Consider the following 17604-nt stretch of genomic DNA (forward strand, 5'->3'; position numbering starts at 1 on the left):
ATTCCGATCGGAAATGATCCGTGTATTAATTGGCCATCTCGGAAAGGAACTTAATGCGTACCAGACGAATTTCTTCTTCCGTATAATCGCCGCCTAATTCTTCGATCGCATCTTCCAGGTCATCCGTTTCGGAATCCTTGAAATATTCATAGATATCTTCTATGTGATCTTCATCCATCACATCATTTACAAAGTAATCGATATTGATACGTGTTCCCGAATAAACGATCGCTTCGATCTCATCCAGCAATTCGTTAAATTCAAGGCCATTCGTCAATGCGATCTCATCCAGGGCAACCTTCCGGTCGATCCGTTGGATAATGGAAACTTTCAGCTTCGACTTATTGGCTACAGTACGGACACGCAAATCTTCCGGACGTTCGATCTCATTTTCTTCGACATGCTTCTTGATCAGTGTTATGAATTCCTGTCCGTAGCGTTTTGCCTTACCGGCACCAACACCGGGGATATTCTGCAACTCATCCAAAGTGACCGGATAAGTCGTTGCCATCGCTTCCAATGACGGATCCTGGAAAATCACAAAAGGAGGAACTTCCAACCGTTTGGATAATTTCTTACGCAAATCCTTCATCATAGAATAAAGGACTGGGTCTACGGCACAAGTAGCCCCCCCGCGTACAGGAACTTCTGATTCTTCTTCCTCTTCAAACTCGTTATCCTTCGTTATTTTGAAAGATACCGGTTTCTTCATGAAGTCTTTTCCCTTCGGCGATATTTTCAGCAAACCATAATTCTCGATATCTTTTGTCAGATAACCTGCGATCAGTGCCTGACGGATCACCGCATTCCAGGTCTTGTCGTCTTCGTCCGTTCCGGAACCGAAGATTTCCATTTCATTGTGTTTGTAAGATTGAATTTCGGAGGTCTCATTCCCGACCAACATACTGACAATATAGTCTGCCTTAAATTTTTCTTTTAAAGTACTTATCACTTCAAGTACCGCACTCAATAACTCTTTCGCTTCCACTTGCTTTTTGGGGTTCAAACAATTATCACAATTTCCACAATTATCTTCCAGGTATTCTTCACCAAAATAATGCAACAGGACTTTACGACGGCATACGGATGTTTCAGCATAGGCGGCTGTTTCAAGCAACAGCTGCTTGCCGATCTCCTGTTCCGCTACAGGTTTACCCTGCATAAACTTCTCCAGCTTCTGTAAATCCTTATAAGCATAAAAGGCGATACACTGCCCTTCGCCGCCATCACGGCCGGCACGGCCTGTTTCCTGGTAATAACCTTCGAGACTCTTCGGTATATCGTAATGAATGACATAACGCACGTCCGGCTTATCGATCCCCATACCGAATGCGATAGTAGCCACAATAACGTCTGCTTTTTCCAACAGGAACGCATCCTGATTGGCCGACCGTTGTTGCGAATCCATTCCGGCATGATAAGCAAGCGCTTTGATCCCGTTTGCCTTCAGAATATCGGCAAACTCCTCTACCTTCTTGCGGCTCAGACAATAAACAATACCCGATTTACCTTCGTTGGCTTTAATATATTTAATGATCTCGCGGTCTATATTTTCATCCTTCGGACGAACTTCGTAATATAAATTAGAACGGTTAAAGGAGGATTTGAAAACTGAAGCATCTATCATACCCAGGTTTTTCTGGATATCATGTTGTACCTTCGGAGTCGCGGTAGCAGTCAGCGCAATCAACGGACGTTTTCCTATCTCATTGATGATCGGACGTATCCGCCGGTATTCCGGGCGGAAATCATGCCCCCATTCAGAGATACAATGGGCCTCATCCACCGCGTAAAATGAGATTTTCACATTGCGCAGGAATTCGACATTTTCTTCCTTTGTCAGTGATTCGGGAGCAACATAAAGCAGCTTCGTTCGGCCAGCCATAATATCTTCCTTCACCTGGTCGATCGCCGACTTATTCAGTGATGAATTAATAAAATGGGCCACTCCGTCTTCTTCGCTGAAATTACGCATGGCATCCACCTGATTCTTCATCAGAGCGATCAGGGGGGAAATTACGATCGCCGTACCTTCCATCATAATAGAAGGCAACTGGTAACAGAGAGACTTACCTCCACCGGTGGGCATCAACACAAAGGTATCATTCCCGGCCAGCACATTTTCAATGATTGCTTTCTGATTCCCTTTAAAGGTATCAAAACCAAAATGAGTCTTTAAATGCTCAGTTATACTATCCTTCTTCGCCATACTTATTATATTTTACAAACCGCAGGCATTACGCTATCTGCAAACGGTTTACATCTGATTTTTCAAACTTCTCCTTCGCATACTCCAAAGTAACATGGAGTTTCTTTTTCTTTTCAGACGGCATGCTGAACATAGCATCCATCATGATGGCCTCGACTATCGAACGAAGGCCACGGGCTCCCAGCTTAAATTCCAGAGCTTTGTCTACGATATATTCATAAACGTCTTCATCAAACGACAGTTTAATGGAATCCATCTCGAACAGCTTGACATACTGCTTGATGATCGAATTCTTCGGCTCTGTAAGAATGCTGCGTAGCGTGCTCCGGTCAAGCGGGTTCAAATAAGTCAGAATAGGCAGACGACCGATAATCTCCGGGATCAACCCGAACGATTTCAGGTCTGTCGGCGTAATATATTTCAGGAAGTTGTTCCTGTCTACCTGGGCAGTTTCCTTGCTGGCAGAATATCCTACGACACGGGTGTTCAGACGCTGGGCTATTTTCTTCTCGATACCGTCGAACGCTCCGCCACAGACAAACAGGATATTTTTCGTATCTACCGCAATCATTTTCTGTTCAGGATGTTTTCTTCCGCCCTGGGGAGGCACGTTTACGATCGAACCTTCCAACAGTTTCAATAATCCCTGCTGTACTCCTTCTCCGCTTACATCACGGGTTATAGACGGATTATCACTTTTACGCGCGATCTTATCTATCTCATCAATAAATACAATCCCCCGCTGTGCAGCATCCACGTCATAATCGGCAGCCTGCAACAGGCGAGTCAGAATACTTTCAATATCTTCTCCCACATAACCGGCTTCGGTCAGCACCGTCGCATCCACAATGGCAAACGGCACATGCAGCAATTTTGCGATCGTACGCGCCAGCAAGGTTTTTCCCGTACCGGTTGCGCCAACCATAATAATATTAGACTTCTCGATCTCCACATCATCCGAAGTGACTTTCTGAAGCAACCTCTTATAATGGTTATATACAGAAACAGAAAGATAACGCTTGGCGTCATCCTGTCCTATCACATATTGGTCCAGAAAGTTTTTTATATCCTCCGGCTTCGGCAGTTCCGCCTGGTCAAGCCCTAAAGAGCTTTTCCTGGCAGGCTGTTGTTCTTTTACAATTTCATACGCTTGCTGTGCACACTCGTCACAGATAGCACCGGATATCCCATTTATCAGCATGTTAACGTCCCGGCTGCTCCTTCCACAAAACGTACAAACGTCGCCTGTTTTGGCCATAGATTTTTTTGTTTATTAAATTGTCAAAAAAGACAAGGCACAAAAAAGGGCCTTGTCTCTATGTTTGTTATTTATTATTACGAACCAGGATCTCATCAACCATACCGTAAGCTTTCGCTTCTTCGGCAGTCATCCAATAGTCGCGATCGCTATCGCGTTCCACTTCTTCATAAGGTTTTCCTGAGTGAGTTGAGATAATAGTGTACAGTTCTTTCTTAACCTTCAGGATCTCACGAGCTGTGATCTCGATATCCGAAGCCTGTCCTTGTACACCGCCCAGAGGTTGGTGGATCATCACGCGTGAATGAGGCAATGCCATACGTTTACCTTTCGTTCCGGCTACCAGCAATACGGCTGCAAAAGAAGCGGCCATACCTGTACAGATAGTAGAAACATCACAACCGATAAACTGCATAGTATCATAAATACCATAACCGGCATATACGGAACCACCGGGAGAGTTAATATAAATGGATATATCCTTACCGGGGTCGCTTGAATCCAGATATAGTAATTGTGCCTGAATCACATTGGCCGAATAATCGTCGACCTGCGTTCCCAGGAAGATAATACGGTCCATCATCAAGCGGGAAAACACGTCCATCTGCGCAACATTCAGCTGACGTTCTTCAATAATCGTCGGAGAAATATAACTGCTGGTGATATTCATATAACTATCCAGCGCATTACTGTTCATCCTCAAATGTTTTGTTGCATACTTTCTAAAATCGTCCATAGTCTACTGTTTATTGTATAACCGAAAGTCATAAAAAAAGGGATTTCCCTCTGACTTATCGGAATAACAAAGTTATAAATAAATTTCTGAAAGAAACAACTTATTTGCTATCCGCTAAGATATTTTTTAGAGAGAAACCCCTTTTTCTTACTGAAACCATAATAAATACTATAGTTTCCGAAGAATAATATTATTCAAAGAGTTTGTTGAACTCTTCTGCTGAAACTTCTTTTACATCCAGTTCGACCTGTTCTTTCAACCAGGCAGCCAGTTTTTCTTCTACTGCACGGTCGATAATGTTCTGCAAAGTCTGCTTGTTCTTCAGCATGTCTTTTGCATAGTTAGCCAATACCTCTTCAGGAACAGAAAGCATACCGTACTGTGCAAACTGAGCTTTAGCCACACGTTTTGCAAAGCTTTCGATATCTGCATCTTCAACCTTCAGGTTATTGCCCTTCACCAGATTTTCCTTGATCAGCTGATATTTCAGGTCTTCGATGATCTGAGGATATTCTTCGTCCAGTTTTTCCGGTGTATTCTTTTCGTTTGCAGCCAGCAACCAACGTTTCAGCAATCCGTCAGCAAACTGCAGTTCACCGGCTTTCTGTACCAATATTTCGCGTGCATCCAGCAGGAATTTGAAGTCGCTCTGAGGAACAAACTGTTCTGCCAATGCTTCTTTGATCTTGTTCTTGAATTCTTCTTCGCTGGTAACAACACCTTCGCCGAATACTTTGTCGAACAACTCCTGGTTCAGTTCCGCTTTTTTGTGACGTGTAATTTCACTGATCTCGAAACTGAAGTCACCAGTGATACCGGCTACAGCTTCTTTATCGACTTTCAGGAAAGAAGCGATCTCAGCTTCAGCTCCTTCATAAGCCTTGTTCGGGTTGAAAACGATCACAGAGTTAGTCTTCGCACCGATAAATTTCGCTTTTTCAGCCTCATCCTTCATATAAGAAGGCATCAGTACTGCATCTTCGACAACGATACCGCCTTCTTTCGGAGATCCGTTTTCAAGTTCGGCAACAGTACCCTTTACCATGTCTTTTTCTTCAACTTCTTCAACCTGGTCGTAAGCGCCGAAGTTAGCAGTATAAGCATCTACCTGCTGGTTCATCATCTCTTCATCGATGGCAACCTGATAGTAAGGAAGCTTATCGTTCTTGCTCAGTTCGATTTTGATCTCCGGAGCCAAAGCTACGTCAAAACAAAATTCGAAATCTTCCTGCGTATCGAAATTAATAGGCTGTTGTTCTGTTTCGTTAGGCATCGGTTCGCCTAAAATGTTCAATTTGTTATCGCGGATATAATTGAATAGATTTTCAGAAACCAACTTGTTAACTTCTTCAGCCAGCACGTGCTTTCCATACATTTTTTTTACCATACCCATCGGTACCATTCCTTTACGGAAACCCGGTACATTTGCTTTCTGACGGAAGTTGCGCAGGCTCTTTTCAACCTGTTCAGCATAGTCAGCCTTCACTATTTCTAATTTCACAATACCGCTAACGGCATCAATGTTCTTAAGCGAAACGTTCATTCTGAATGATTTATTTAATTAATAGTCGTATCGAATTTTAGGCTGCAAAATTAGAGTTATTCTTTTAATCTCGCAAATTGTTTACTTAATTTGTTCTAAGTAAGCCCAATTTAGACACATATTATTTTTTTCAACCCAAAATCTTGTTTATCTAAAATAAATGTATTCCTTTGTAATGTGAAAGGGGAATTACCTTGAACGTAAATAACATTGTTTTTATTTCTTCATTTACTTGTTACTTGTCGATTTATCTATCATTGTTACGAAATTCCGGTTTACTACTTTCATCAGTAACAATTTTATTTTTTAATTATTTCTATTTTTATGAACATTTACATTGGTAACCTGAACTATCGTGTTCGGGAAGAAGATCTGAAACAAGTAATGGAAGAATACGGAGTGGTAGATTCTGTAAAGATCATCATAGACCGTGAAACAGGTAAATCGAAAGGTTTTGCATTCGTAGAAATGCCTGATGATGCAGCAGCGAAAAAAGCTATTGCAGAATTGAACGAAGCTGAATTCGAAGGTCGTCAGATGGTGGTAAAAGAAGCCAGACCGAAAATGTAATTCACTCTACCTCGAAAAAATAAAAAACTTCTACCTATATTTGGGCAGAAGTTTTTTTATGTCCGTATATTTATATTCAAAATGAGATTAAAAGGTATATACGCCGGTAAACCGGCACTGTTCCAGTTATTGCTCCTGCTACTCTGTCTTTTGTTCGGAGCCATCCTTTCATCCCTGATCGGCACGGGAATTTTTTTCACGTTTCATGGCATCTCCGGTAATCTATCTCAATACCCCGGCATGATGCGGATGATGCAGTTTGTTTCAGCAGTGGGGACATTCCTGTTCCCGGCATTAGCTGTAGCCTGGTTATGCAGCCCCGATCCGGCAGATTACCTTTGTATAAAACGAAATACGGATAACCGTGTCCTGGCGCTCGTACTGGTGAGTATGGTCCTGATGTCGCCGACAACCACCCTGACTGCATTGCTGAACAAGCAAATGGTATTACCCTCATTCATGGCGCCTATTGAAAACTGGATGCAAACGCAGGAAGCACTTGCCGAACAGTTGACCAATACACTTTTAGCAGGCGACGGACTCCTGATAGTGTTATCCAATCTGCTTGTTATGGCCGTGATGGCTGGTATCACCGAAGAGTTTTTATTCAGGGGAGCATTACAACGGATTATCGGACAATGGACCACCAACCATCACATTGTTATCTGGTCGGCCGCCATAATATTCAGCGCATTCCACCTACAGTTCTACGGGTTCCTTCCCCGTATGTTGCTGGGAGCTTATTTCGGCTACTTGTTATACTGGAGCAGAAACATCTGGGTCCCTGTATTTGCCCATTTCGTCAACAACGCATTTGCCGTGATCGGTATGTCGGATAGTCGGTTGAAAGAAAATGAATTTATCTCCGGAGATATATCCAATGCCAATCTGTTACCTTATTCGGCACTGGCCGTCATTACATTATTATTATTCATTGTATGCGTACAGCATATCAGAAGACTTTCAAAACAAAAACAATCCAACAATTATCAATAACTGATTACAGGTCTTTCTTCCGTAATACGAAGTCTTTACCCAGATACTTTTCGCGGACGATCTCGTTCTCTGCCAGCTGTTCTGCCGTTCCCTGGAAAAGCACTTTTCCTTCAAACAACAAATAAGCACGGTCACAGATACTCAACGTCTCGTACACATTATGGTCGGTAATCAGGATACCGATATTTTTATGTTTCAGTCTGGCAACAATGGTCTGGATATCCTGTACGGCAATCGGGTCGACACCGGCAAACGGTTCATCCAACATGATGAATTTAGGGTCGATGGCCAGACAGCGGGCAATCTCAGCACGACGCCTTTCACCACCCGACAACTGGTCTCCCAGGTTCTTCCGCACTTTGTTCAGACCGAACTCAGCGATCAGGCTTTCCAGCTTCTCTTTCTGATATTCCGGAGTCGTCTCCGTCATTTCCAATACGGAGCGGATATTATCTTCCACTGTCATCTTACGGAAAATCGAAGCCTCCTGTGCCAGATAACCGATACCGTTACGGGCACGTTTATAAACCGGGAACTTGGTGATCTCCATATCATTCAGGAAGATCTTCCCTTCATTAGGTGTGACCAGTCCTACAGTCATATAGAATGTTGTCGTCTTCCCCGCCCCGTTCGGACCGAGCAATCCAACAATCTCCCCTTGTTTCACATTGATAGAAACATGGTTCACCACCGTACGTGTTCTATATTTTTTCACCAGGTCCTCCGTCCGGAGCACCATCTGTTGTTCGTCTGCCATATCCTAATTATTTACGGGTACAAAGAAACGCAATTAATTAGTTTTCCACAAGACTATTATCATTTCTTAAAGGATGTATAGCCTCAGGATGTATATAGTTAATAAGAGAATATAGAGCAGAGGATTAAAGACACTCCAATTCCCCATTCCGCCAACAGAAAACCAATTGTATAATGCAGTTAACGAACCGGAAGATATAGATATGACCTGACGTTTGATAATATCCTCATACTTAGCCCAAGGTCCTCCCGAATAGCCGGAACCACTTTCCGGAACATTAATAGCCTCCAAAGAGAAACACCCGCCAAACACATTCTCTTCAAAACCGGCCGGAGCTTCCGACGACAAAAAAGTAACGTCTGTCAGCTTGGTGCAGTTATAAAAAACCTCTTTTCCGATCGTTCGTACAGAGGACGGTATAATAACAGAAGCCAGAGATGTTTCATAAAAGGCGGCACGCCCTATATTTGTAACAGAGGCAGGTATGGTAACCGATTTAAGAGCAGAATGAGAAAACGAACCTGCTCCGATTGTCTTCACTGAAAAAGGAATTTCTAACGATTCCAAAGCTGTTCCGTAGAATCCGGCAGCTCCAATCTGTTCCAACTCCGATTTTCCGGCAAATGTAACAGAGGATAATCTTCTGCAATCCGTAAAAGCCGCTCCTTCTATATTTGTCACCGAAGAAGGGACCACTATCGATTTCAGAAACGTCTTCGCAAAAGCGCCTGCACCAATCGTAGTAACAGAAGACGGGATCGAAAAAGAAGTCAGAGAAGTCTCGGAAAAAGCCCGTCCTCCGATCGTTTCCAGTTTCGAACCATCAATAGTGACCGACGACAATCTTTTACAGAGTCTGAAAGCCCCCTCTCCGATAGCCACGACAGAAGACGGGATGGTAACAGATGTTATAGCCGTTCTGGAAAAAGCACCATCACCGATCTTTTCAAGCTTCATGTTCTCGGAAAATGCTATGGACGACAATTTTCTGCATCCCCAAAAGGCAGCCTTCCCGATTGTTGCTACAGAAGAAGGAATAGCAACCGACCTGAGAGCTGTCTCATAAAAAGCCCACTCTCCGATCGTCTTCAAACACGCCTCTTCTGCAAATTGCACTGACGACAGATTCGAACAATTTCTAAAAGCAGCCTTCCCGATCCATTCCACAGTAGTCGGAACAGTGATCGAAGCCAGATATGTCTGATAGAAAGCATATCTTCCGATCAATTTCAAATTGGAATTCTCTGCAAATGTTACGGATGACAAATCCCTGCAAGCTAAAAAGGCTCCTGCTCCGATCGAAGTCACGGACGATGGAATATGCACGGATTTTACATGCGACATATATTTAAATATCTGATTCGGAACAATGGGAACTCCTTCCTCTATCGTAATCTGAGTGACAGAGTTCCTATCAGCTACACTAGCCTTTTTCCAATCATCAAAACCACCATACATCAAAATAGTCAATGTACCATCCTTCAGTTCATAACCAAGATCTTCCGCCGATAACTTTTCGCCGGAAACCAATAATAGTCCCAATACCAACAAAGTTGGAAGGAAGAAAGAAAAAGTTGTCTTAGGTGTTTTCATAATAATTCATTTATAAGATTGACAAAACGACCATCACAGGAAAATGATCTGAGGGGGTGCGAGCCTTATATTTACTCAAAGATACCTCTTTGGGAAAATTACCATTCTGTTCCTTCTGAGAACTTTCAGCCACTTCCGAACGGTAGGTATCGGTTAATACCCCATACTTTTTCACATCGAACTCTTTTGTCAGGAAAATATGATCGATACGGCTTTCGGTCTTTCGATCCGTATGAAAACCATTAAATGTTCCATTTGGCGCATAGCGGAAATCCGCAATTTCATACGAGTCACGCATGACACCGGAACCGTCCAACAATTTATAAGACTCACTGTTTTGATCGACATTAAAATCACCGGTCAGGATAGCAGGTAACTTTTTAGGAAACTCTTTTATTTTCTTCAAAATCAATTTCGCACTCTCGGCACGGGCTTGTACCCCCACATGGTCCATATGGAGATTGAAAAACAAAAAGGTAAAACCAGTCTGTTTATCCCGGAACTCTCCCCAGGTACAAATCCGGGGAAGAACTGCATCCCACCCTTTATTCGGATAGTCCGTTATCTCAGATAACCAGAAATTCCCATGTTCCAGCACTTCAAACTTATCCGTACGGTAAAAAATAGCAGAATGTTCCCCTGCCTGTTTGCCATCCTCACGTCCTATACCGATATAATCATAGCCAGGCATGGCTTGTTTCAAATCCTGTAACTGAGGATACAAACCTTCCTGGGTTCCGAATATTTCAAAACCGTGAAACTGTACCAGTTGAGCAATATAAGGATAACGTTGTCCCCAACCGTCTCCCTTTGTTGAATCCCCATTGTTGGCATACCTCAGATTATAGGATCCAACTATCATTGTTTGCGCCTGTAAAGTCAGTAAGGCGCAAAAAATAAAAACAAAAGAATAAATGATCTTTTTCATGGCTTGTATAATTAACGAATGCAAGGTAAAATTTTATTTTCAAAAACTCAAAAGATAAAGCTATTTAATCATCTCACTTTTTTCCATAACCAATAGACAAAAGAAAGCAAAAACAGAACCAACACCCATCCGGCAATATGTCCCGGTTCATGTTTTGTCATCACTTTCTCCGTCGATATAATGCTATTAATGTCCTGCTTTTCTGTTGCACTCTTCTTTGTAGAAAGGACTTCTGCTGAATCCGTCATGCTCCATTCTTCCGTAACATACGCAACACGTTCCACATGCTGCTTGCCTGAGCTATCCGGTGAAGAAAAATAAATTTCCTTTAATCGGGAGTTACCCCGCAAATGCTTCTGCCGATCATAATGTAAACAGGATGTATCCAACTGTATATACACCATCGAATCCTTATACGCATAAAACTGCTCCCTGCTTCGATTGCGTGTCACACAGCCGGATAATCCTATCACCGCCAAAAACAAGTAAAGAACAACTCTCATTTGATAATCACCTGGCGACGGTTCTTACCCGTCAATTTTAATGACAAATGGATAAACCCACGACGACGGTAATAAATTGCCTGGTCGAAATTCAAACGGCTTTTCTGTAAAGCCTCCAACAAGCGGCAACTTCCGAATGTATAAATATCGGCTGCTTCTCCCGTCATATGCTGCGAGTTAGCAACACCTCTTACCAGACGATTCAATTCTTCACTCCGATAGCCACTGGAAATATGTATTCCCATAGGACAATCCGCATATTCCCGAAGCGGCTCCAATAACTTTCTAACCAGATTTCTAATCGCTTTCTGCGCTTCCGGTGGTGGAGTATTGTTCAGGCCCTGTTCTACAGCAACTGCACTGTAGATAAACTCCCCCATGTAAAAATGATCACTGATCCAATCCGGATGTTTGCTTCTCCATGCTTGTTGCTTTACTGTCAAAGGCTTTTCAAATGTAAATTCTTTATTTTTCATTTTCACTCTTTTTTATTTTATATGAATAATCTACCCCAAATAATGCTCCGGCAAACGTACTGATCTCTCCGAAAGCTACTAACACACTGTTATGTATCTCTCCAGCCGGAGCCACCCAAAAACCGGAAAAGACCAGGATAAGACCGGCTGCACAAAGCAGCACGGCCATTACCAGTTGAACATTCATTCTTTTCATCCTCGACCGGTTTACTCGATTTCCGGACGATCCCCACCACCTCCGGGATTCTCCGCTTTTTCAACTTCCGGAGTAATCAATGAATAACCCATCGTTTTCTTAGTCTCACGCAAATCAAACCCGGGAGTGAAAACAATCTTCGGAGCACGAATCATACTTGCAGAGAACTTCTTTTTATCCTCTACGCCCTCGCTCCCGACCGTAATACGGAAATTACCGAATTCCCCCAACTGAACAATACGACCATCCTGCAATTCCAGATCCAGAATATAATTCAGATTATCCAGTACTGCTTTCACATCTGCGCTCGATACCGTACTTCTCGCAGCAACCAACTTGCATAAGCGTCTGATATCCGTAAATCCTGTACTTTTAGATACCGCATAATACAACTTCTTGGAATCTTTGACTCCCGGTTCTGACGGGCGCAGAACCAACTTGTAACCTTGTGCCATAATTAAAAATGTTTTTAGTGAATAATTAAGTACGACACAAAGGTATGTTGGCAGAAAAAGGCTAAAAAGCAATAAGAATAGGGCTAAAAAAAGACGTAACAAACTAATGTACAAAAGACTAACATTATAACAAATCTTAAAAAGGTATTGAAAACACAGCTCTTACTGCTTTTCAAAAGCAGCGATATTTCACAATCATTAAGATCGACAAGGGGAGAATTGGGATAATATGTTAATCAATCTTTATCCCTTCAAACAACTCAAACAGATCATCCCTATCCACTTTCGCATACCTGATCTTATCCGATAAGCCCTTTATTTCCCAATCCACATTAAACGCAAATAAAACAGAAAAAGCCAACCTGGAATAAGAGGTTTTATGCTTTTTAGACGGCCGTTCCAGAAGATTCAGGATTCTTACAAACAGGTCTTCGTTTTTCAGGTCATACAGGAATTCACCCAGGATAGTCTCCTTACGTACAAACTCTACAAACTGTTGCCGTTCACTTTTTATCAGCGCAACCAGAAACTTTTGATAAACGACATCCAGACTTCTCCATTCAGAGAAAGCCAATCCGAAAGCCTCTTTCATAAAACCGGCTCTTTCTCTCGTCGGCAGGTTCATCACTATTTTGCGGAAATGCTGGAGGGTAGGTTTGGCACCCAGCTGTACCATCAGTGAATTTTTCATAAAGTGCCGGGAAGGGGATTATTCATCCTTCCCGGCACGAAAGCCACTAAACGAGATATATTGGCTACGAAAAGATTTTAGAACCCCTCTTTCAGTATCTTTTTCAGTGGTTGAAAGAAGCGTTCTATCAAACGTAAATCATCAGTTACAATTTCGGCGGTGGCTTTCATTTCATGAGATACGGGCAAGCACTTCCCATAATTGGTGGTCAGTCCGTTCGGGAAGGCAATCTCCACCATATAATTGTCTTCCGCAGGCACCAACGAGATCGTCGAAACGATGCCGTTCACAATTCCAAATTCCTGATCCGGGAAATTCGTAAAACGCACGATCACCCGCTGCCGGGTCTTTACCTTTCCCGACCGTTGTAACGGCAGCAATGCCCGTCCGACCCAGGTTTCTCCCTCTTTGGGTACAATACGCGCAAACACATCGCCCGACGATAAATACTGATTCGGAGCCTCCTGAACAAGCAGTTGCACTCGTCCGTCCGAGGGTGCTATCAGACAATACGACATCTCCCAGGCATGGATCGCCGCCAGCAACTGCCCGACCGAAGCACGGTAATCACGGGCAGAAACATCTTTCGATGCCAGATCCATATATGCCGGTTGAATATCACCCAGCAACCATACATCCTGCAATAAATAATAACTCAGTCGTTCCGGCTCACCCATATAACGAGCTAATAATTTCTTTAATCGAAGTACATCTTCCGTCTTCGCAGGATTCTCCACCACAGCCAGCAGAGCATCCATTTTCACTTCCTGTCCGTTAAAGGCATAAAGTCCGCTGATCTTCCCCGACGAACGAGCCACGACTTTCACCACCGGTTCCCGGCTTGTCAATGTCATCTCCGTCTCAATCACATCCGGATAAATAAAAAAATAACTACCCACCAAAAGAGCTAGTACCACGACAAACAACAACGTAATACCCCATCGTACAATCCAGGCAGGGATTTGCCCCATCACCTCTTGTACCTCTTCACTGCGTAATTCTATTTTTTTCCCTGTTTCCATATGACTGTCCCCTGTAAGGATGGTTCGCGAACCACCCCTACGAACCCAATTCCAACTGATTCTTCACCAATTTATAATAAACGCCTCGTTGTGCCGTCAGTTCCTCATGCGTACCTTCTTCCACAACCTGTCCCTTATCCAGCACCACTATTTTATCTGCATCCCGTACCGTACTCAGCCGATGAGCTACAACAACCACTGTCCTTCCTTTATAGAACTGATGCAGATGTTCCATGATCTCCCGTTCGTTATTCGCATCCAGCGCATTTGTCGCTTCATCCAGAAAAATAAACTCAGGATTCTTATACACCGCCCGTGCGATCAGGATCCGTTGTCGCTGCCCCTGGCTCACTCCGTTTCCTTCCATACCGATCTTCGTATTGTAACCCAACGGCAACGAATCGATAAAATCCCGGATATTAGCGACAGTCACTGCATGCAACAACCGTTCCTTATCGATCACCTCCGCGCCTATCGCAATATTCTTTGCGATCGAATCTGAAAAGAGAAAGCCATCCTGCATCACGCACCCCGTACGTGCCCGCCATACATGCGGATTGATATTTTTCAACAACAGATCACCCACTTTTATATGTCCTTTGTTAGGATCATAAAAACCGAGCAATAACTTGATAAGCGTCGTCTTCCCGCTTCCGCTTGCACCGACAATCGCCGTCACTTTATGTTGTGGAATTGTCAAACTTACCTTCTCTAATACATAATCCCGATCCGCCCCGTCATAACTGAAACTCACATCTTCAATATGCAAAGCCCGGTTCTCAGGCAAAGTGTTCACTTTCATAGCCAACATTTGTTCTTCGTCTTCTCGCTGGTGGATCTCGCCCAAACGTTCCAGACTGATCTTCGCATCCTGGAACGAACGGGCAAAACCAATAAACTGTTCAATAGGAGCCGTCAGCTGCCCCACAATATAAGTCAATGACATCATCATACCTAACGTCATTTTTCCGGAAACAACAGCCCGGGCGGCGAGAAAGGAGATAAGGATATTGGTAGTTTGGTTAAAAAACACCGACCCGAGCTGTTGATATTGCCCTAAAGCTAACCCTTTAATACTAATCTTAAATAATTTCACCTGGATACGTTCCCATTCCCAGCGTTTTTCTGTTTCACAATTATTCAGTTTGATTTCCTGCATACCGGTGATCAATTGGAATAGATTACTCTGTTCATTGGAAGCTTGTGCAAAACGTTTGATATCCAAGTCACGTCGATATTTCATAAATGCTAAGATCCAGGCGACATACAAGCCATTCCCCAACAAAAAAAGTCCAAGTATAGATAGATCGTAATATGCCAGGACAAAACCAAAAACTATAAAATTGACAAAAGAGAATAAAGTGCTAATTGAAGAACCTGTCATAAAAGATTCTATCCTGTTATGATCCCCAATACGTTGCATAATGTCCCCTACCTTTTTCGTATCGAAAAAATGAAGGGGTAAACGCATCAGCTTCGCCAGAAAATCAGAAATCAAAGCGATATTGATTCGGGTATTAACATGTAATAAAATCCAACTACGGATAAAATCAACTGACAACCTGGCAATAAAAATAACTAACTGAGCAATCAGAATCAGAGTAATAAAATTCAGGTTACTATCCCGAATACCGGTATCAACCAGGCTTTGAGTTAGAAACGGCATGATTAACTGCAAGATACTTGCCGTCAGCATTCCGAGTATCAACTGAAAAAGTTCCCGCTTATAAGGAGTCAGATAGCGAAAGAAAAAAGAAAATTTCCTATCTTTTCGCTCCTCCATTTCTCCGCGATCATAAAAGTCCGGTCCGGGTTCTAATAACAAAGCTGCTCCGGTATCTTTCCCTTGTACCAAAGTGCTACACCAGCAACGTTCCAACTCCTTTTCATCATAGGCAACTTTCTTGTTAGCCGGATCCGCAATATAATATTTTCCATTCTTTATTTTATAGCAAACAACGAAATGCTCCTGGTTCCAATGCAAAATACATGGCATGGGAACTTCTGTCCGCAATTGTTCCAATGTAATCCTCACCCCCATTGTTCGAAATCCAATTAGTTCCGCAGCATCGCTAATACCCAGCATCGATACTCCTTCACGTGAGATGAAAGCATGTTCACGTAAATATTGAACCGAATAGGTACGACCATAGTACTTCGCTATCATGCGGAGACAGGTTGGGCCACAGTCAAAAGCATCTAGTTGGTGATAATGAGGAAATATTCTTTTCATGGGATTAACATTCGATTTTATAACTAATTATCACAAAATTCTACTTACAAATCCATGACCAATCAGCGATCTCTTTCAATAAATCACCTCTACTCATTTTGCATACTCGAAGCAGTTCTTGTTTTGCTGACAAATTTTGAGATTGATCCACATATCCAGAGTTTAACTTTCTAGGATGGTATAAATGATAGATACTCCCTGTTACCCGGGATACAGGCAGAGCCAAAATCGTAAGCCGTTTTAACCGTTCAATATCTTCCGGTCCCCAACCGATAAAATACTCATTTTCCATTCCGGCCTGCATGTATTTTTCACGATCGACAACGAATATACCTCCGACAGTCAATTGCCCGAACATGGTCGGAAATTTTTCCTTTTCAGAAAGTAAAACTCCCCAGTCCAACGTCTCCCTGAAATTATCACTAATATCAGACGACAGACTATAACAAACGCCATCATAAGGATAGGATAAAATAGCATGCCTATTTCTTATATCATTTACTGCTTTATACAACTGTTTCTCAGGGACTAAAACATCTACATCCCACACTACTACAATCGGAGTTTTTGCCTGTTTTATCATCTCATTTCGATAATGAGTATGATGAAACACGGGATTATTATCCCGACAGAACAAATAATCAATTCGTTCACTCTCTTCTATATAAAGACGCTGCAAGTTATCTGCTTCCCAGATTATAAAATGTATATTTTCAAGATCCGAATACAAACGAATTATAGTTACCAAGTTTGCTATCCGGATACTACTATCTACACGTATCGGTATAACAATAGTTACGTCCCCCATATCCGTACAGATCGAATTCTCACATTTCCTTGCCGGTAAAATATATTTTTGTTCCATCCTATCCCATAATTTCAAAGCCAGTTCATTGCATATATTATGCTGTAAAAAATGCCGTATGAACAATTTGATATCCTGCTTTTCAATCGTACTGATCGGAGATTGTTCTCTGATTTCAAAAGAAGCATAGCCTTCAACTCCCAATCGAATCAACAAAATATCCAAAATAGATAACAATACAGATTTGCCTATCACAGTACTCAAATTACCATCACCAGCATGGAGATCTTCTAATCTCCCTAAAAAATAAGAAGCTATTCCCATCAACCCTGTTGCATGGGTTAAATCAGTATGCATACGAAAACAAACTACAGAAAAAAGATACTGATCCCATTCTTCAAGAACCTCATCAGCCCGCCCTTCTATTAACCCGGTACAAATCATATACTGGATGCCACATCCAATACCAGCTAAACCGGTTGAAAAATCCGGATATATACTTAAATCACAATTATACACTGTATCTTCTATTATTGATACGGCTGTATCCATATTCATATTTCTGTCTTCCGACAATAAACGAATGGCAGACAAGATTTCCGGATGTATATTCTGAGGAGCTTCCATAATTAC

At 42.4% G+C, this 17604-nt stretch carries 17 protein-coding genes; 2 read left to right on the forward strand and 15 right to left on the reverse strand.

All coding sequences use genetic code 11. The features are described from left to right. Positions 1–25 precede the first annotated feature (25 nt). The 4 genes from recQ to tig all read right to left on the reverse strand — a co-directional run bounded on the left by recQ (position 26) and on the right by tig (position 5746). Positions 26–2209 carry a DNA helicase RecQ gene (gene recQ, locus DWX23_RS17435; RefSeq protein WP_122354272.1) on the reverse strand — a complete coding sequence of 728 codons (2184 nt, stop codon included), beginning with the start codon at positions 2207–2209 and terminating at the stop codon, positions 26–28. Between the two features lie 28 nt (positions 2210–2237). After that, positions 2238–3467, reverse strand: coding sequence for an ATP-dependent Clp protease ATP-binding subunit ClpX (clpX, locus tag DWX23_RS17440; RefSeq protein ID WP_122354271.1), 1230 nt, complete (start codon positions 3465–3467; stop codon positions 2238–2240). 67 nt (positions 3468–3534) lie between these two features. Beyond that, a complete protein-coding gene (gene clpP, locus DWX23_RS17445; RefSeq protein ID WP_122354270.1) occupies positions 3535–4203 on the reverse strand; it encodes an ATP-dependent Clp endopeptidase proteolytic subunit ClpP in 669 nt (222 codons plus the stop codon). A gap of 190 nt (positions 4204–4393) precedes the next feature. After that, positions 4394–5746 (reverse strand): trigger factor, encoded by a 1353-nt coding sequence (gene tig / locus DWX23_RS17450; protein WP_122354269.1) that lies wholly within the window; start codon positions 5744–5746, stop codon positions 4394–4396. Between the two features lie 324 nt (positions 5747–6070). Here tig and DWX23_RS17455 point away from each other — a divergent pair, with 324 nt between their 5' ends. Both DWX23_RS17455 and DWX23_RS17460 read left to right on the forward strand, forming a co-directional pair. Continuing rightward, positions 6071–6316: an RNA-binding protein gene (locus DWX23_RS17455; protein WP_122354268.1), complete on the forward strand. Its 246-nt coding sequence runs from the start codon at positions 6071–6073 to the stop codon at positions 6314–6316. Positions 6317–6397: 81 nt separating this feature from the next. After that, the gene (locus DWX23_RS17460; protein ID WP_122375398.1) at positions 6398–7312 is read left to right on the forward strand and encodes a CPBP family intramembrane glutamic endopeptidase; all 915 of its coding nucleotides are present in this window, start codon (positions 6398–6400) and stop codon (positions 7310–7312) included. Between the two features lie 4 nt (positions 7313–7316). Here DWX23_RS17460 and lptB read toward each other — a convergent pair whose 3' ends face one another. From lptB to DWX23_RS17515, 11 genes are all read right to left on the reverse strand, one after another. Then, positions 7317–8069, reverse strand: coding sequence for an LPS export ABC transporter ATP-binding protein (gene lptB / locus DWX23_RS17465; RefSeq protein ID WP_122354266.1), 753 nt, complete (start codon positions 8067–8069; stop codon positions 7317–7319). Positions 8070–8135: 66 nt separating this feature from the next. Then, on the reverse strand, positions 8136–9662 hold the full coding sequence (locus DWX23_RS17470; RefSeq protein ID WP_122375399.1) for a leucine-rich repeat domain-containing protein: 1527 nt from the start codon (positions 9660–9662) through the stop codon (positions 8136–8138). A gap of 10 nt (positions 9663–9672) precedes the next feature. Beyond that, positions 9673–10590 (reverse strand): endonuclease/exonuclease/phosphatase family protein, encoded by a 918-nt coding sequence (locus DWX23_RS17475; RefSeq protein WP_122375400.1) that lies wholly within the window; start codon positions 10588–10590, stop codon positions 9673–9675. Between the two features lie 68 nt (positions 10591–10658). Continuing rightward, positions 10659–11093 carry a hypothetical protein gene (locus DWX23_RS17480; protein WP_122375401.1) on the reverse strand — a complete coding sequence of 145 codons (435 nt, stop codon included), beginning with the start codon at positions 11091–11093 and terminating at the stop codon, positions 10659–10661. After that, complete coding sequence (locus DWX23_RS17485; protein ID WP_199673314.1) at positions 11090–11569, reverse strand: D-Ala-D-Ala carboxypeptidase family metallohydrolase; 480 nt, start codon at positions 11567–11569, stop codon at positions 11090–11092. Before DWX23_RS17485 ends, DWX23_RS17480 begins: the two co-directional genes overlap by 4 nt. Beyond that, positions 11559–11765 (reverse strand): hypothetical protein, encoded by a 207-nt coding sequence (locus DWX23_RS17490; protein ID WP_122375403.1) that lies wholly within the window; start codon positions 11763–11765, stop codon positions 11559–11561. The genes DWX23_RS17485 and DWX23_RS17490 overlap by 11 nt, the downstream gene beginning before the upstream one ends. Positions 11766–11776: 11 nt before the next feature. Continuing rightward, complete coding sequence (locus tag DWX23_RS17495) at positions 11777–12220, reverse strand: HU family DNA-binding protein (protein WP_122354258.1); 444 nt, start codon at positions 12218–12220, stop codon at positions 11777–11779. A 232-nt stretch (positions 12221–12452) separates the two neighbouring features. After that, entirely contained in the window at positions 12453–12911 is a 459-nt protein-coding gene (locus DWX23_RS17500; RefSeq protein ID WP_233587653.1) for a hypothetical protein, read from the reverse strand. Positions 12912–12988: 77 nt separating this feature from the next. Beyond that, positions 12989–13933 (reverse strand): HlyD family efflux transporter periplasmic adaptor subunit, encoded by a 945-nt coding sequence (locus DWX23_RS17505; RefSeq protein ID WP_122354256.1) that lies wholly within the window; start codon positions 13931–13933, stop codon positions 12989–12991. A 37-nt stretch (positions 13934–13970) separates the two neighbouring features. Next, positions 13971–16166 (reverse strand): peptidase domain-containing ABC transporter, encoded by a 2196-nt coding sequence (locus DWX23_RS17510; RefSeq protein WP_122375404.1) that lies wholly within the window; start codon positions 16164–16166, stop codon positions 13971–13973. Between the two features lie 40 nt (positions 16167–16206). Further along, entirely contained in the window at positions 16207–17598 is a 1392-nt protein-coding gene (locus tag DWX23_RS17515; protein WP_122375405.1) for a galactosyltransferase-related protein, read from the reverse strand. Positions 17599–17604 lie beyond the last annotated feature (6 nt).

The organism is Parabacteroides sp. AF18-52 (assembly GCF_003479145.1).
GTDB classification, from domain to species: domain Bacteria; phylum Bacteroidota; class Bacteroidia; order Bacteroidales; family Tannerellaceae; genus Parabacteroides; species Parabacteroides faecis.

Excerpts from the sequence above, each read along its gene's own strand:
- DWX23_RS17495 (WP_122354258.1), bottom strand. The coding sequence starts at position 12,220 with ATGGCACAAGGTTACAAGTTGGTTCTGCGCCCGTCAGAACCGGGAGTC.
- DWX23_RS17455 (WP_122354268.1), top strand. The coding sequence starts at position 6,071 with ATGAACATTTACATTGGTAACCTGAACTATCGTGTTCGGGAAGAAGAT.
- DWX23_RS17460 (WP_122375398.1), top strand. The coding sequence starts at position 6,398 with ATGAGATTAAAAGGTATATACGCCGGTAAACCGGCACTGTTCCAGTTA.
- clpX (WP_122354271.1), bottom strand. The coding sequence starts at position 3,467 with ATGGCCAAAACAGGCGACGTTTGTACGTTTTGTGGAAGGAGCAGCCGG.
- DWX23_RS17510 (WP_122375404.1), bottom strand. The coding sequence starts at position 16,166 with ATGAAAAGAATATTTCCTCATTATCACCAACTAGATGCTTTTGACTGT.
- DWX23_RS17485 (WP_199673314.1), bottom strand. The coding sequence starts at position 11,569 with ATGAAAAATAAAGAATTTACATTTGAAAAGCCTTTGACAGTAAAGCAA.
- lptB (WP_122354266.1), bottom strand. The coding sequence starts at position 8,069 with ATGGCAGACGAACAACAGATGGTGCTCCGGACGGAGGACCTGGTGAAA.
- DWX23_RS17480 (WP_122375401.1), bottom strand. The coding sequence starts at position 11,093 with ATGAGAGTTGTTCTTTACTTGTTTTTGGCGGTGATAGGATTATCCGGC.
- DWX23_RS17515 (WP_122375405.1), bottom strand. The coding sequence starts at position 17,598 with ATGGAAGCTCCTCAGAATATACATCCGGAAATCTTGTCTGCCATTCGT.
- clpP (WP_122354270.1), bottom strand. The coding sequence starts at position 4,203 with ATGGACGATTTTAGAAAGTATGCAACAAAACATTTGAGGATGAACAGT.
- DWX23_RS17490 (WP_122375403.1), bottom strand. The coding sequence starts at position 11,765 with ATGAAAAGAATGAATGTTCAACTGGTAATGGCCGTGCTGCTTTGTGCA.
- DWX23_RS17475 (WP_122375400.1), bottom strand. The coding sequence starts at position 10,590 with ATGAAAAAGATCATTTATTCTTTTGTTTTTATTTTTTGCGCCTTACTG.
- DWX23_RS17500 (WP_233587653.1), bottom strand. The coding sequence starts at position 12,911 with ATGAAAAATTCACTGATGGTACAGCTGGGTGCCAAACCTACCCTCCAG.
- recQ (WP_122354272.1), bottom strand. The coding sequence starts at position 2,209 with ATGGCGAAGAAGGATAGTATAACTGAGCATTTAAAGACTCATTTTGGT.
- DWX23_RS17505 (WP_122354256.1), bottom strand. The coding sequence starts at position 13,933 with ATGGAAACAGGGAAAAAAATAGAATTACGCAGTGAAGAGGTACAAGAG.
- DWX23_RS17470 (WP_122375399.1), bottom strand. The coding sequence starts at position 9,662 with ATGAAAACACCTAAGACAACTTTTTCTTTCTTCCTTCCAACTTTGTTG.
- tig (WP_122354269.1), bottom strand. The coding sequence starts at position 5,746 with ATGAACGTTTCGCTTAAGAACATTGATGCCGTTAGCGGTATTGTGAAA.